This is a genomic window from Algorimicrobium bowmanii (genome assembly GCF_054031195.1).
The window spans coordinates 221,620-237,116 of record NZ_CM132929.1; the positions used below are offsets into that span (position 1 = coordinate 221,620).

Below are 15,497 nucleotides of genomic sequence, written 5' to 3' on the forward strand. Positions count from 1 at the left end.
TTTAATTACTAATCATTTTCATGAGCTTCTAAGTCTTTAGTTAAATCTAATTTTCTAAAAGACGGTGACACCAAACCGGTAGTTAAAGCTGTTATTAAAGTCATTGTTCCTCCAAAAACAACAGCAGTAGCAGTCCCCATTAGTTTTGCTGTTACACCACTTTCAAAAGCTCCAAGCTCGTTAGAAGATCCAACAAACATTGAATTTACCGAAGCTACACGACCACGCATATTATCGGGTGTTTTTATCTGTAAAATTGTTTGCCTAATTACCATAGATACGCCATCTGTTACACCACTAAAAAACAAAGCAACCACCGATACCCAAAACATTGAAGATAGCCCGAAAACTATAATACAAAGTCCAAAACCAAATACAGCAGCTAATAATTTCAAACCAGCCTTTTTACTAATTGGAATATAAGCCGTAATCAGCATAGTTAAAAAAGCACCTACAGCAGGTGCTGCACGAAGTACTCCAAATCCTTCCGATCCTACTTTTAAAATATCTTGAGCAAACACAGGTAACAAAGCAATAGCCCCTCCAAATAAAACAGCAACCATATCTAGAGTCAATGCTCCTAAAATAGCTTTTGTTTTAAAAACAAATGTTAAGCCTTCCTTGAGACTCTGCATTACAGGTTCTCCTATTTTAGGATTCAAAATAGGCTTTTTCTGTATTTGTGTAACGGTAATTAATGCGAAGACAACCATACCAAAAACAAAACATAAAGACCAATGCACGCCAATCATACTTATTAAAAAACCCGCTGTTGCAGGTCCTAAAACAGAAGCCATTTGCCATGTAGAACTACTCCAAGTGGCAGCATTAGGATATATTTTTTTAGGAACAATTAAAGCTACTAATGAAAAAATAGTTGGTCCGAAAAATGATCGTAAAAAGCCACCAAAAAACACTAAAGCATAAATAGCATATAACACACTATTTGTAGACCAATTTGAAACTACTCTTGGCCAAGTTAGCAAAAACAGACCTAAACTTATTAAAGAAAATAGCGCCAAACATAGAGCTAATAAATTCCGTTTCTCACGTTGATCCACAATATGCCCTGCAAACAAGGCCATGGTTAATGCCGGTATAATTTCCATTAAACCAATAATACCAAGAGACAATGGATCTTTAGTTATACTATAAACCTGCCATTCAATAATTATAAACTGCATAGACCAAGCAAATACTAATGCAAATCGCAGCACTAGAAAAATATTAAACTCTTTAATACGCAGCGCTGCGTAAGGGTCTTTTTTTGCCATAACTTTATATTATAAAGGCCAAAAATACAACATGAAATAGTGCTACTAAACTTTTACGAAGATTTTAATTTCTACATACCTGATTTAAATACTGTTCTAAATCTAATTGAAATAAGGTACCTTTTATTAAGTCTTCCAACTGTAGTAACTCCTGTTCATTAACAGCAATTCCTACTTTTGAGCTTGGTGTAGCCAACATAATACTCCGTTTATCACAGTCCTGACTACAACAATTACAAGTGCCTGTTTTCTTTGTGGAAGCAATACAATTATAAAAATCCCGTATTTCGGTAACAGATAAGTAAAACCCCATATCCCGAAATACCAATTGAACTTTTTTACGTTTCTTTTTAGATTCTATATCTATCCATTGAAAAGCAATACCAAAACTATTATGATAAATTTTATAGATGTCTGTTTCCATATTCACAAATATTAAGAGTTGTAAATATACATCTATTTAGAATAAATCTAAATAATATTTTATAGTTTTATAAGTTTAAATTCAACACGCCTATTTAAACGCCGTCCTACATCGGTGTTGTTACTACTTTTTGGATACCGATTACCAAAACCTGTAGCTATTATGCGCTGGGGCGTTAAACCTTTTGATATTAAATATAAAGCTACTTCTTTGGCACGTAATAAAGACAACTCATCATTACGCGACTCAGACCCTACATTATCAGTATGGCCATAAATTTCTATCTGCAAACGTTTATGACTATCCAAATATTTATACAACCCATTTAATTCTTCTTTGGAGTCTTCTAAAAGATCATGTTTATTAAATTCAAATAGTACATTTTTAAGTGTATATACTTTATCTGTTTCCAAGCTAGGAGCAGCAGTTAAACGAGTTTCTTGAACATCAGTTGTAGGGTTTTTGTTATAGGCTTCTACACTCACATCATCTATAAAATAATAAGCCGCATCTGGATTCTTAGATTTTTTAATTTTATAACTAGCTACACGACCATTAGACTCGAAATTCCCAATAACAAAAAACCTCTCAAAACCTTTTGCTGTATATTCAAAAGTCACCTTCTCCCACCCACCTGTTTCAGTATAAAATTGCTGACTAGTTATTAATACAAAATAACTATTTGTTTCATCTGCTAATACATTTTTTAATTTTATAAATTTATCGGTATTGGTTTTCAGTGCTTCTTCTAAAAAAAGCACACCAAAATCCTGAATAGCGTGACTTGAATTTTCAGCAAGACTAACATAAAAAGTTAAAATATAAGTTTCTCCAATTATTAAACTTTCACGGAATTCACCTTGGATGTATTCACGATAATTTTCTGGAGCCATAACATAAAAACCACTATAACCAGATCCTGTTCGTGGACTCTGAGTTCCGAAAAAATTAGTCTTTAATAACGTTTTACTACAAGTATTAAAATAATCGGTAGAACCGTAATTAGGCGTACTCCAATTAGTAACTAGATTATCAAAACCACCTATGGATTCTGGACATCGTATATAGTTTTCAAAACTGGGGTTTCGTACTAAATTTTGAGATACTAATATTTGAAAAATCAGACAAACCAAAAATGTTAATAGATTTTTCATGGAACATGTTATTTAATATCCCGTAGCTTTAGTTGTAATGAAGTAATTCCATTCCAATGATTCTCATCTATAGAATACACAGCGGAAAACGGTTTTTTATGAGTAATATTTGGCTCTTTTTCACCTAAGCCAAAACCAATACAAACAAACTTATTACTACTATTTGCTTTAGCTACTGTTATACGTAGATGACTTTTATCTTCACCTACACATTTTCCATAGCCAGTATCATGTAAATTTTCGGTCATAAAAATAGGAGACATATTCCCTGGGCCGAAGGGTGCAAATTGTTTTAAAATACGATAGAATTTCGGAGATATATCATCTAACTCTATTTGAGCATCAATTTTCAGTTCGGGTGTTAACAAAGACTTATCTATAGTTTTAGAAACTACATCTTCAAAAGCTTGTTTAAACGCCTCATAATTTTCAGCTTTTAAAGTCAGACCTGCAGCGTATTTATGACCACCAAACTGCTCAATATGTTCTGCACAGGCTTGTAAAGCGTTATACACATCAAAACCAGAAACAGAACGTGCGGATGCCGCTAATTTGTCGCCACTTTTAGTAAATACTAAGGTTGGTCTATAATAGGTTTCAATTAAACGGGACGCTACAATACCAATAACACCTTTATGCCAACTTTCATGATACACTACCGTTGTAAACCCTTTTTGTTCGGTATTAGTTTCTATCTGATCTAAAGCTTCTTGTGTAATGCGTTTATCGGTTTCTTTTCTATCAGAATTAAAAAACTCAATTTCTTCGGCATAAGTTTTAGCAAGTTCAGGATTGGTTTCCGTTAATAAGGTTACGGCATAATTACCGTGTTTCATACGACCGGCAGCATTAATTCGCGGGCCAATTGTAAAAACAACATCGGTAATAGTCAACGTTTCTTTTTTTGTTTGCGAAATAATAGCAGCAAATCCAGGACGTGGGTTAGTATTTATAACCTGTAAACCTAAAGCAGCTAACGCACGATTTTCTCCCGTTATGGGTACAATATCCGAACCTATAGCCGTGGCTACTAAATCTAAATATTCAGTTAAATCGGCTGCTGTTTGCCCTTCTTTAGATGCTAATGCTTGAATAAGTTTAAAGCCAACCCCACAGCCACATAGTTCATTATACGGATAATTACAATCGTCTCGCTTCGGATCTAAAATAGCAACGGCTTTAGGTAATTCAGAGCCTGGTCGGTGGTGATCACAGATTATAAAATCGATTCCTTTTTGGTTGGCATAAGCCACTTTATCAATGGCTTTCACACCACAATCTAAAGCAACTATAAGTGAAATACCATTATCATCTGCAAAATCAATACCTTTAAAAGACACCCCATAGCCTTCGTCATAACGGTCCGGAATATAGGTAGCCACCAAATCGGTTCGAGTTTTTAAATAAGAACTCATTAAGGCTACCGATGTGGTACCATCCACGTCATAATCGCCATAAACCATAATATGCTCGCCGGTTTCTAATGCTTTTTCAATGCGTAACACTGCCAAATCCATATCTTTCATTAGGAATGGATCATGCAAGTCTTTCAAGCTCGGGCGGAAAAATGTTTTAGCAGCATCATAGGTTTCAATACCGCGTTGTAAAAGTAAGCTTGCCACAATAGGCTCCACATTTAAAGCTTTTTGTAATGCGATTACTTTTTTAGATTCCGGTTTTGGTTTAATAATCCAGCGCATACATTTTAAATATAAAACCTAAAGGTATAAATTTTCGTTTATATCTTTAGGTTTTATAAAATAATAGGGCATGAGGTTTAAAAAACAACCTTACTCAATAACTATTTTATCCGTATATGATTGATTTTTATTAAATAAAGAAACCACATACACACCCGAAGAGAGTCCAGAAACATCCACTTTTAAATTGGTTTCAAAAGGCTTAAGTGTTGTATTAAGTACTTCTTGACCCAACATATTGTACATTTTAAACGCCATTGGATAGGCTTGCTTATTGCTAGTAACACTAATATGCAAAATGGTATTTGCCGGGTTTGGATACATTGAAAAGGGCGTTACTGTTTCCGCTTCAACACTTAAACTATTAGGTACAAATTTATTAATGTATCCTTGATAACCTTCTAAATATGTGCTTTCTAAAGTATCAATGTTTTCAGAACTAGACGTTCTTCCTGTGACGTAAAGAGCATCCTCAAAAGGAAAAACCCAAGGAATCGATTCGTCGTTTTCTCCTCCCAAATAAGTTCCCCACTCACGTTCGCCATCTGAAGAGAATTTCATGATAAAAGCATCATATTGCCCATACAAAGTATTTCCGTAAAGCGTTTCCATAAAAGCGCCATCGGTAGCAATATCTACATACATACTTGTTTTCCCAGTAAAATATACGCCATCTTTTGCCGAGAATACCGATTTTATTCTATGAACACCACTACCACAACCAATCGTGGTACCTTCATAGGCTTCTGCTACCCAATCTAGTGTATAAGTAAGCCAGTCAATCTCGCCAGAGCGGTTTAATTTGGCTAGAAATCCATTGCCACAGCCATTTGTTTCCTTATAAGCTCCTGCTGTAGCCATACCTGATGTGTCACCACCGGTATTTCCTCCAGTTTGTCCAGCAATATACAGCCCCGTTTCATCTAAAACCAAAGGCGACATGCCTAGAAATTCCACTCCAGAGGTTCCCAGATACCGACTCCACAGTCGGGTACTCCCATCTAATGATAAGCGGGATACAAAAGCGTCATAGATATTGGAAAAAGAAAACTCGTACTCCCCAAAGGTATCAAAATAGGTATTGGGCACATAAGGCGAAGTAGGTAAATCTTCTTTAGTGCCTGCCACATACAGCCCCGAGTCATCTACAGCAATTCCAGTAATATCAGAACCGTTAATGCCGTAATAGGATGTCCACACTCTATTCCCTGCCTGTGAAAACTGGCCTAAAAAACTTGAACTACCTAGTTGTTCTGCTTGAAAAGCTCCTAGAGTTGTAATATTATCACTTGGTTGATAACCATTATAATCTGAGAAATAAATAAAAATTTCATTGGTGTTATTTACAATAACACCAGCTCTAATATATTGTGGATTAAAAAAATCCACACCAAAATTATAAGGTGCTTCGTCATCAAGACGGGTGCTACTGTTATAAAAATGCGTGCCCCAAAGCTGATTGCCTTCAGGGGTAAACTTGGCTATAAAAGCACCACCACCCCGATCGGTAGGCTGCTCTTGAAAGGCACCTGGGGTTGCTATGCCTGTAGCAGAATAGGTATAACCTACTACTACAACATGGTCATTGTTGTCTATGGCAATACCCTCTATAACATCAAAATCTTCACCGCCTAAATAGGTTGCCCACAAAAAAACACCCTCGTTACTATACTTTGTAATAAAGCCATCTGCCTGGCCGCCTCCGTAGTTGGACTGATGAGAAGTTGTGGTTGTAATTAAAACTTCCGTTTCGTCTACTAAGCCTACTGCATAAATATTACCTTCACTATCCATGGCATGAGCACGTGCAAACCCTGTGGTTTCTGTGTAAGTTCCCCATTCGCGCTCATAAGGGAATGTTTGGCATACACCTGTATAGAACATACCAAATAAAAGTAAACATGTGATGAGTTGTTTCATTATCAATTATCTAAAATCATTATTACATGCTCGGTTATAGTACCGCTTAAATTCACGTTATAATATGCCGTCATAGACCCATTGGTGCTTTCTATAAGACCTTCAACAAAACCTGTATTGCAGTAGTCTGTCGTTCCTATATTGCCACCACCTGAATCACTAGGGTTTTCAAACTCAAACTTTAAATAGTGAAATTGTTGCCCGTTACCGTAAGCTAACCAAGAATTATTACTATTAAGGTTTATTGTATTGGTAGAACTAGTATTTACCGACCATTGGGTAATTTCAGGAACAGAATTAGGTGAATAAAAAGGAAAACGCGTATTACTATTGTTGTTTTCAAGAACATAGGTGGCACCAGCTGGCAGTATAATATTTGGGCTTGCATAAAGACTTGGATACTGTAGCTGGCATCCAGGATTTTCAGGATTTCCTGCTTCTATGGCATTATTTGGCAATGTTGCAAATGCCCCCATTTCTATAGGGTGACTCGAAAAATTATAGACATATACTGTTTTTTGAGCCAACAAGGCATTAAAAAACAAAAATAGGATAGGTAATAAAAATAGCTTTTTCATGGTTGTTGGTTTAAAGTTATACTTGTTTTTTGAGCATAAAGACGCATGGCTTTAGAAATGATTTCACTATCATTTAAAGCTTGCCTTCCTTCTAATGTTTCAAATGGTATTCCATTAAATTCCAACAACGATTTAGCATCTTCTAAAAGACTATTACTTTGTTTATCAGTACTGTTTGAAGCATTTGGATTATGTTTTGCTTTCATCCAAATAATCATAGCTTCTCGAAAGTTTTCCATTTCAATGGATCTTTCCTTATTAACTAACTGATTTGAAGTTTTAGATACCTTCACATAGTCAGAAGCTTCTTCTTCACTAGAGCACGATGTTGTAAAAACCAACATCAAAATGCTAAGCGTGTAAGCGTGTAAGCGTGTAAGCGTGTTTCATAATAAATTTAGATTTTATTTACAAATAATTAACATACATATCTATAAGTAATTAACAAAATTATTACACATAAATAAGTAAATTCTCAATTAGAACCGTGATAATGAATGCTCGTTTTTACGGTTGCGAACTTGCGAAACATTTCCATAACGCCACAGTATTTTTCAACCGATAAATCCACCGCTTTTTTAATTTTATTTTCGTCTAAATGGTCGCCATAAAAATGATATTCCACCGAAACCGAATGGTAATATTTAGGATGCTCATCGGTTAATTCGCCATACGTATCCATACGGAAATCGGATACCTGAACTTTCATTTTATCTAAAACAGATACCACATCTAATCCGGAGCAGCCTGCTAATGCCGAAAGCATCATGGCTTTTGGTGATAATCCGGAGCTATGTCCGCCATGTTCGGGACTAGTATCCATTAATACGGTTTTTCCATTTGGGTTATCGGATTCAAATTGCAAATTGCCTTTCCAATGTGTGCTTACTTTATTTGTATTTGCCATGTGTACTGTTTTTTTTGTTTCTTGTATGAATAATTAAAATACGAATTGTAAGCCTGTTGTTTACTACCACCATGTGATAACGCTTACTTTATCAAAAATACCAATAAAAAAACAGACTATGCCACTTGTAACACCATTATCCGCAGACCACGATTTAGAAACGAAAGAATTGGCTGAATTTTTTAATGAAACGCTTGGGTTTTGCCCAAATTCAGTTTTAACCATGCAGCGAAGACCTGCTATTTCCAAAGCATTTATAAACCTCAATAAAGCGGTTATGGCCAATGAAGGCCGTGTAACATCTGCTTTAAAACGCATGATTGCTTGGGTTTCTAGTAATTCTACAGGTTGCCGTTACTGCCAGGCGCATGCTATTCGTGCTGCCGAACGTTATGGTGCCGAGCAAGAACAACTTGATAATATTTGGGAGTACCGAACGCATCCTGCTTTTTCGGAAGCTGAACGTGCAGCGCTTGACTTTAGTTTAGCCGCTAGCCAGGTGCCAAATGCGGTTGATGAGACGATTAAAAATAGATTACACGAACATTGGAACGACGGTGAAATTGTGGAAATGCTGGGAGTTATTTCACTTTTTGGCTACTTAAACAGATGGAACGATTCTATGGGAACTACACTGGAAGATGACGCCATAGAAAGCGGAAATCAATTTTTAGGAAAACACGGTTTTGAAGTTGGAAAACACGTATAAATAAACCTTAGTTTTGAAGAATAAATAAAAGCCTACTATTGCTAGTAGGCTTTTATTTTATAAATTTGAAATAGCTTTTTCTGCAGCTGAGGAAACCGAAGCCTGTGCTTTTACAATAGCTTCTTGTAAATATTTAGCCTGGGGAGCCATATCATTCGTAGAAGCTATAGCTTTCACATACCAATCCTCCCAAGCTTTAATAATGTTAACTTGTTCACTCCTTTTACCTCCTTTTTCAATGGCTTTTTTTCCTTGTTTTAATTCTTCTGTTAACCTTTCAATAGCAGCGTCTTCTATTGTAGAAACCATATTTATAGCGGTAGTTTCATTCGCATTAATCAGAACATAAGCAGACAGCAAAGAAGCGGTTCCTACATTTTTTAAGGTTTCTTGAGATACTTTATCAAGTCGATCATTATCTGTATGATAAAATTGATCTGTAAAATGCCAAAACAATACACTTGGAATATCACCTCGTAAAAAGGGCACATGATCACTTCCTCCTTCAAACGGATTGGTGTTTACTTCCCAATTAGCACGCTTTCCTTGGGCTTGAAATTGACGAATTACAAAATCATTTAAATAATGTGGTTTCATTTGATCTAAACTCATTTTACTCCCGCCCCATTCGGAGTGTTTATCATTTCCACGTGTCCAAATAGCACTAGGATCGGGCATTTTCTCAATTAAAAAAGAGCCACCGGTAACGGCTGTATTTTCGCCAACCATATCTAAACTTATACCCCATTTAATATCTTGAGCACGTGTTTTATCTTCCTGAACATAACGCCCTGTTGACACAATTTCATCACCCCATAAAAAGGTTAACGTACGTGTTGGATTCCAAACTTTATCTTGTAACAACTTGGCCGAAAGGCTAGCCATTTCTAGAGCAACACCAACACCCGTAGCATTATCGTTAGCACCAGGCTCTTGTACATGAGCACTAAAAACCAAGCGTTCTTTTGGTAATTTACTACCTTTAATATCTGCAACAATAGTGAGCTCTTCGGACTCGTAAATTTTAGTTGCTATGTTAACGTTTAATATCACTTTTCCATTTTCTAGAGCGCTTATTAATCGTTGCTTTGCTTCATAAGATAAGGCAACAGCCCATGACTTTGTCTTCAAACTAAATGGAATAGATCGAAATTGAATGGATGTTGTATTTTTTTCAGGTTGTAAATACGATGGATTATCATATGTAACAATCCCTTTAGCACCTTGACGAACAGCCATACTAAATATACGTGCAGGGTTTGTTTCGGCAAAAACAATTTTACCCTTAACATTCATGTTTTTTAATTTACGAATATCTTTAACGCACACCACCTCAGCAGTTACACCTTCCTTTGGTGTGCTATAAGAGTTTAATGCCACCATATTCCTATTGGTTTCTTGAGCTAATAGCGGCTTGCTTTCTCCATTAATGCGAACCTCAGCATCTACAATTTCCCAAGTAGGGTTTTTAAGCTCTCGCTTTTCAATACGGTAAGTAAGTCGGGTTTCTGGCTTTGCTTTTTCCTCTAACACATACCCTGCCGCTTCTAATTTTTTAGCAATAAAAAAGATACTTTCGTTAAAACCTGTATTTCCAACAACACGCCAATATTTTTCAACAAAAGCTGTGGTTTCATAGGCCAAATCTCCTGTAAAGCCGTTTATAATTAGCTTTTCGGAATTCGATTCTAAATTTTTATCGGGTTGTGTTTGAGAAAAAACCGACATCACAAGGCTAAACATCGAAATAAAAAGGGTTTTTCTAATCATAATATGTTAGTATAACTGGTTGTAAACGCATTTATATAATTTAAAACGGAAGCTTTAATAAAATAATTCCGACACTTACTTATTACCTCCTACGACTATAACTATTTCACCTTTTGGTGGCTTATTAGTATAATGCGCCAGCACCTCTTTAGCTGTTCCTCGAACGGTTTCCTCGTATAATTTTGTTAATTCTCGGGATACAGAAACAGGTCTATCTTCCCCAAAATATTCACAAAAATGGGTAAGTGTTTTTATAAGTTTGTGTGGACTTTCGTAAAAAATTATGGTTCGTGTTTCTTCAGCTAGGAGCAACAAACGTGTTTGACGTCCTTTTTTAACCGGCAAGAACCCTTCAAAAACAAACTTATCGTTTGGTAATCCACTATTTACTAAAGCAGGTACAAAAGCTGTAGCTCCTGGCAAACAGTCGACTTCAATATTATTTTCAACGCAGGCCCTTGTTAACAGAAATCCTGGGTCGGAAATAGCAGGAGTACCAGCATCACTAATTATAGCCATGGTTACCCCACTTTTTAATTTATTAATTAAACCTTCAACTGTTTTATGCTCATTATGCATGTGGTGAGATTGCGAAGGTGTGGTTATTTCAAAATGCTTAAGTAACTTTCCAGATGTACGTGTGTCTTCGGCTAAAATCAAATCTACTGATTTTAAAACATCAATAGCTCTGAAAGTCATATCTTGGAGGTTACCAATAGGTGTTGGTACTATATAAAGTTTCATAAACGGCTTTAATTTCTAATCAAATTTACAATCTTTAGGGCATTTGAGTCTACAAATAATAGATTAAAAGCCATATTCATGGTGTGCTTGAAAATTAATCGAATTTACTTTCAACAAGATTCATAAAGCGTTCTTCATAATCTGATTTCCCTTCCCAATTATTATAGTCAGGCTTAACAATATTAAGTATCAAATTACGAACCTCTTCTAAGGAGTTTAGTGTGTTTAATTGTGATAGTACACGGTTGTAATCATCTGCCTCGCCATCAAAAAGATGTTTTATAAAGGCTATTTTATCATTTAGTCCAATAACAACGCCTTTTTTCAATTTATCATTTAGAGATTTTTTAGTTTCAGAATCTTCTTTTTTAACGGGATCAAAAATAGGTTCTGTATCAAAACCTGCTGTAATAGCATTTAAATCTGTTTTATGAACCTGAGGTTTTGGTGTTGGTATTTCAAATAGCGCATCAATGCTATCAACCTCAAAGCTATCATCTTCATGTGGCATATGCGCCACCATATCTTTTATTTTTTCAATAGCAGGTTCCATAATCTCTTCGTGTTCAGAATCATCAAGATTAATATAGGTTTTATCTTCAAATTCAATGTTATCACTTACACGGTTATTAAAAGCCACATCTAGCATATCAAAGAATGAAGAATCGTTACCTATTGTTGGAATGTCGTTTTCAAAATTTTCCTTAGCAAACTTTAAAACTGTCAATTTCTCATAAAGTGCAGCAACCTCCTGATGCATTTTATTTAAATCGTCTTTACCATTTAACTTAAGTATCCTATGTGCAATACTCATTAATTCAGATTCTAACTTCTTCTTCATAACTTTTTACCTTTAAACCTTTTTATGCTTTTGATTTTTAATAAATTTACACCACCTTTATATAAAACGAACATGCCGTTTGTTTTAGTGTTAAAATTACAAAATGTTTCTCGAAAATACAGTAAATCATAAAGAACAATTTGGCTGGATAGAAGTTATTTGTGGATCAATGTTCTCTGGTAAAACAGAAGAACTTATTCGCAGGTTAAAGCGTGCTCAATTTGCAAAACAAAAAGTAGAAATCTTTAAACCTACTGTAGATATTAGGTATGATGAAGATATGGTTGTATCTCACGACTCAAATGAAATTCGCTCTACACCGGTTCCTGCAGCAGCAAACATACCTATTTTAGCAGACAACTGCGATGTTGTAGGTATTGATGAAGCACAGTTTTTTGATGATGAAATTGTACGTGTTTGTAACGATTTAGCCAATAAAGGCATCCGTGTTATTGTAGCAGGATTGGATATGGATTTTAAAGGAAACCCCTTTGGTCCTATGCCTAATTTAATGGCTACTGCCGAGTATGTTACTAAGGTTCATGCTATTTGTACTAAAACAGGAAATTTAGCTCAATATAGCTATCGGAAATCTAAAAGTGACGACTTAGTTTTACTAGGAGAAGTTGAGGAATACGAACCATTAAGTCGTGCCGCTTACTACAAATCTATGCAACGCGATAAGGTTCGAAATATTCAAGTATCTGAATCTGAAGAAATTTCAAATAATAAGGAAGATAGCAATGGAAAAAGTGCATGAAACCGTTCTTGAAATAGACTTAAATGCCCTAAAGAATAACTTCCAATACCTAAAAACGCGTGTTACACCAAAAACCAAGATTCTAGCTGTTGTAAAAGCTTATGCTTATGGTAGTCATGCATCTGAAATTGCGCAATATTTAGAAGCTTTAGATATCGATTATTTTGCCGTAGCTTACACCAACGAAGGTGTTGCTTTACGCGATGCAGGTGTTAAAAAACCTATTTTAGTTTTACACCCACAATCGGTAAATTTTAAAACACTTATTGAACGCTGTTTAGAACCCAGCTTATATAGTCACTATGTTTTAAATAAATTTATTCAAGTTGCCGAAACAGAAAACCAAACAAATTATCCGGTTCATGTAAAGTTTAATACGGGACTTAACCGATTGGGATTTGAAACTACGGATATTACCGATATCGCTAATAAATTAACAAATACTAAAAGCATTCAAGTAAAATCTGTTTTTTCTCATTTAGCTGCTAGTGAAGATTTGAATGAATCCGATTTTACACATCAACAAATATCGCGTTTCACAAACCTATCTAATACTTTTGAAACCGCTATTGGTTACCAACCTATGCGCCATATATGCAATACATCTGGTATATTAAACTATCCAGAAGCTCATTTTGATATGGTTCGCACTGGCATTGGACTTTATGGCTTTGGAAACTCAGATATTGAAGACAAACATTTTACACCAATTGCTACCTTACGCTCTATTATTTCACAAATTCATACTATAGAAAAAGGCGAGAGTGTTGGTTACAACCGGGGCTACATAGCTGATAAACAAACAAGAATTGCTACAATACCAATAGGTCATGCCGATGGTATAGGACGACAGTATGGTAATAGTAATGGATTCATAACCATTCAAGATAAGCAAGCTCCTATTGTAGGGAATGTTTGTATGGATATGATTATGGTGGATATTACAGATATTGCTTGTAAAGAAGGAGATCCTGTAGTTGTTTTTGGAAAAGAAACTACGGCAAACCAATTTGCAGAAAGTATTAATAGTATATCCTATGAAATTTTAACCTCCATTTCACAACGTATAAAACGTGTGATAATCAAATAACTTTAAAAATTAATTAGTATTAAAATAACTTTTTATCTAAATTTAAACCTATTAATCAATAACAAACTCTAATAATTATGCTTAAAGAATTCAAAGATTTTGCCATGAAAGGCAATTTAGTAGACATTGCCGTTGCTTTTGTAATGGGTGCTGCTTTTAACAAAGTTGTATCTTCATTTACAGGAGGTATTGTATCGCCATTAATTGGACTTATTTTCAACACAGACTTTAAAGACTTAAAATACGTGGTAAACGAAGGAACCTTAAATGATGCAGGAGAACGAGTTGGAGAAGTAGCCGTACTATATGGTGAATTTCTAACTAATGTAATAGACTTTATTATTGTTGCTTTCGTTATGTTTATGGTAATCAAAGGTATCACGAGCATGAAGAAAAAAGAAGAACCAGTACCAGTTGCGCCTAGTGGTCCTTCTGATAACGATTTACTTCAAGAAATTCGTGATTTACTAAAAAAACAATAAGCAGATAAGTAACCGCTACACGCTAAATTTAACCCTAAACCACTTTGTAACAGAAGTGGTTTTTTTTTATTTATTTAAAACAAGAAACTGAATAATTAGTTAGTTTTGCAGTCAAAATAAGTAATAATGAAAGTAGCACTAGTAGGCGCCACCGGAATGGTTGGCGAAGTCATGTTAAAAGTTTTAGAAGAACGTCAATTTCCTGTAACGGAATTAATACCTGTAGCCTCCGAAAAATCGGTAGGTAAACAAGTTTCATTTAAGGGAAAAAACTATACTGTAGTTAACCTAGAAACAGCCGTTTCTTTAAAACCTGAGATAGCTTTATTTTCTGCTGGTGGTGAAACATCAACAGAATGGGCACCAAAATTTGCAGCGGTAGGTACGACCGTTATTGACAACTCTTCTGCTTGGCGAATGGATGCTGACAAAAAATTAATTGTCCCAGAAATTAACGCACACACACTAACAAAAGCAGATAAAATTATAGCAAACCCAAACTGCTCAACCATACAAATGGTAATGGTTTTAGCTCCACTTTATAAGAAGTATGGTATTAAGCGTATTGTTGTTTCCACATACCAATCTATTTCGGGTACTGGAATAAAAGCTGTAAGACAACTTGAAAATGAATTAGCTGGTATAAAAGGTGAAATGGCTTACCCTTACCCTATTCACCAAAATGCTTTACCGCACTGTGATGTATTTGAAGAAAATGGATACACAAAAGAGGAAATGAAACTAGTTAGGGAAACACAAAAAATACTTAACGATCCCTCAATTGCCGTAACAGCTACTGCTGTTCGTATCCCAACATCTGGTGGTCATAGTGAGTCGGTTAATATTCAGTTTGAAAACGATTATAACTTAACGGATGTCCGTCAAATATTAAAAGACACCGATGGCGTAACCCTACAAGACAATACAGATGTCAATATGTACCCAATGCCAATCTATGCACACAATAAAGACGCTGTTTTTGTGGGACGTATTAGAAGAGATGAATCTCAAGAAAACACGATAAACATGTGGATTGTAGCAGACAATTTAAGAAAAGGAGCTGCAACAAACACCGTTCAAATTGCAGAATATTTAGTGAATAATAATTTAGTTTAAATTTATTATAACAAAATTTATAATTTAT

At 35.2% G+C, this 15,497-nt stretch carries 16 protein-coding genes; 5 read left to right on the forward strand and 11 right to left on the reverse strand.

Annotated elements, in window-relative coordinates:
• Positions 1 to 8 precede the first annotated feature (8 nt).
• The 8 genes from ACW5R3_RS00995 to ACW5R3_RS01030 form a co-directional block, all read right to left on the reverse strand.
• A complete protein-coding gene (locus ACW5R3_RS00995; RefSeq protein ID WP_456577759.1) occupies positions 9 to 1,274 on the reverse strand; it encodes an MFS transporter in 1,266 nt (421 codons plus the stop codon).
• Positions 1,275 to 1,338: 64 nt separating this feature from the next.
• Positions 1,339 to 1,698 carry a hypothetical protein gene (locus ACW5R3_RS01000; RefSeq protein ID WP_456577760.1) on the reverse strand — a complete coding sequence of 120 codons (360 nt, stop codon included), beginning with the start codon at positions 1,696 to 1,698 and terminating at the stop codon, positions 1,339 to 1,341.
• Positions 1,699 to 1,757: 59 nt separating this feature from the next.
• Positions 1,758 to 2,852: an OmpA family protein gene (locus ACW5R3_RS01005; RefSeq protein ID WP_456577761.1), complete on the reverse strand. Its 1,095-nt coding sequence runs from the start codon at positions 2,850 to 2,852 to the stop codon at positions 1,758 to 1,760.
• Between the two features lie 8 nt (positions 2,853 to 2,860).
• Positions 2,861 to 4,552: a single-stranded-DNA-specific exonuclease RecJ gene (gene recJ, locus ACW5R3_RS01010; RefSeq protein ID WP_456577762.1), complete on the reverse strand. Its 1,692-nt coding sequence runs from the start codon at positions 4,550 to 4,552 to the stop codon at positions 2,861 to 2,863.
• Between the two features lie 90 nt (positions 4,553 to 4,642).
• Positions 4,643 to 6,472 carry a T9SS type A sorting domain-containing protein gene (locus ACW5R3_RS01015; protein WP_456577763.1) on the reverse strand — a complete coding sequence of 610 codons (1,830 nt, stop codon included), beginning with the start codon at positions 6,470 to 6,472 and terminating at the stop codon, positions 4,643 to 4,645.
• Between the two features lie 2 nt (positions 6,473 to 6,474).
• Complete coding sequence (locus tag ACW5R3_RS01020) at positions 6,475 to 7,050, reverse strand: hypothetical protein (protein WP_456577764.1); 576 nt, start codon at positions 7,048 to 7,050, stop codon at positions 6,475 to 6,477.
• Positions 7,047 to 7,394: a hypothetical protein gene (locus ACW5R3_RS01025; RefSeq protein WP_456577765.1), complete on the reverse strand. Its 348-nt coding sequence runs from the start codon at positions 7,392 to 7,394 to the stop codon at positions 7,047 to 7,049. Before ACW5R3_RS01025 ends, ACW5R3_RS01020 begins: the two co-directional genes overlap by 4 nt.
• Positions 7,395 to 7,525: 131 nt before the next feature.
• A complete protein-coding gene (locus ACW5R3_RS01030) occupies positions 7,526 to 7,957 on the reverse strand; it encodes an OsmC family protein (RefSeq protein WP_456577766.1) in 432 nt (143 codons plus the stop codon).
• Between the two features lie 118 nt (positions 7,958 to 8,075).
• Between ACW5R3_RS01030 and ACW5R3_RS01035 the strand changes: the two genes are divergently transcribed.
• Positions 8,076 to 8,666, forward strand: coding sequence for a carboxymuconolactone decarboxylase family protein (locus ACW5R3_RS01035; RefSeq protein ID WP_456577767.1), 591 nt, complete (start codon positions 8,076 to 8,078; stop codon positions 8,664 to 8,666).
• Between the two features lie 57 nt (positions 8,667 to 8,723).
• Here ACW5R3_RS01035 and ACW5R3_RS01040 read toward each other — a convergent pair whose 3' ends face one another.
• From ACW5R3_RS01040 to ACW5R3_RS01050, 3 genes are all read right to left on the reverse strand, one after another.
• Positions 8,724 to 10,436 carry a M28 family peptidase gene (locus ACW5R3_RS01040; protein ID WP_456577768.1) on the reverse strand — a complete coding sequence of 571 codons (1,713 nt, stop codon included), beginning with the start codon at positions 10,434 to 10,436 and terminating at the stop codon, positions 8,724 to 8,726.
• Between the two features lie 75 nt (positions 10,437 to 10,511).
• A complete protein-coding gene (gene rsmI / locus ACW5R3_RS01045; protein WP_456577769.1) occupies positions 10,512 to 11,180 on the reverse strand; it encodes a 16S rRNA (cytidine(1402)-2'-O)-methyltransferase in 669 nt (222 codons plus the stop codon).
• 94 nt (positions 11,181 to 11,274) lie between these two features.
• Positions 11,275 to 12,021, reverse strand: a complete 747-nt coding sequence (locus ACW5R3_RS01050) for a hypothetical protein (RefSeq protein WP_456577770.1) — start codon at positions 12,019 to 12,021, stop codon at positions 11,275 to 11,277.
• 103 nt (positions 12,022 to 12,124) lie between these two features.
• Between ACW5R3_RS01050 and ACW5R3_RS01055 the strand changes: the two genes are divergently transcribed.
• From ACW5R3_RS01055 to ACW5R3_RS01070, 4 genes are all read left to right on the forward strand, one after another.
• Entirely contained in the window at positions 12,125 to 12,781 is a 657-nt protein-coding gene (locus ACW5R3_RS01055) for a thymidine kinase (protein WP_456577771.1), read from the forward strand.
• Positions 12,765 to 13,871 carry an alanine racemase gene (alr, locus tag ACW5R3_RS01060; RefSeq protein WP_456577772.1) on the forward strand — a complete coding sequence of 369 codons (1,107 nt, stop codon included), beginning with the start codon at positions 12,765 to 12,767 and terminating at the stop codon, positions 13,869 to 13,871. The genes ACW5R3_RS01055 and alr overlap by 17 nt, the downstream gene beginning before the upstream one ends.
• Before the next feature lie 77 nt (positions 13,872 to 13,948).
• Positions 13,949 to 14,353, forward strand: coding sequence for a large-conductance mechanosensitive channel protein MscL (mscL, locus tag ACW5R3_RS01065; RefSeq protein WP_456577773.1), 405 nt, complete (start codon positions 13,949 to 13,951; stop codon positions 14,351 to 14,353).
• Between the two features lie 126 nt (positions 14,354 to 14,479).
• Positions 14,480 to 15,469: an aspartate-semialdehyde dehydrogenase gene (locus ACW5R3_RS01070; RefSeq protein WP_456577774.1), complete on the forward strand. Its 990-nt coding sequence runs from the start codon at positions 14,480 to 14,482 to the stop codon at positions 15,467 to 15,469.
• Positions 15,470 to 15,497: the final 28 nt, after the last annotated feature.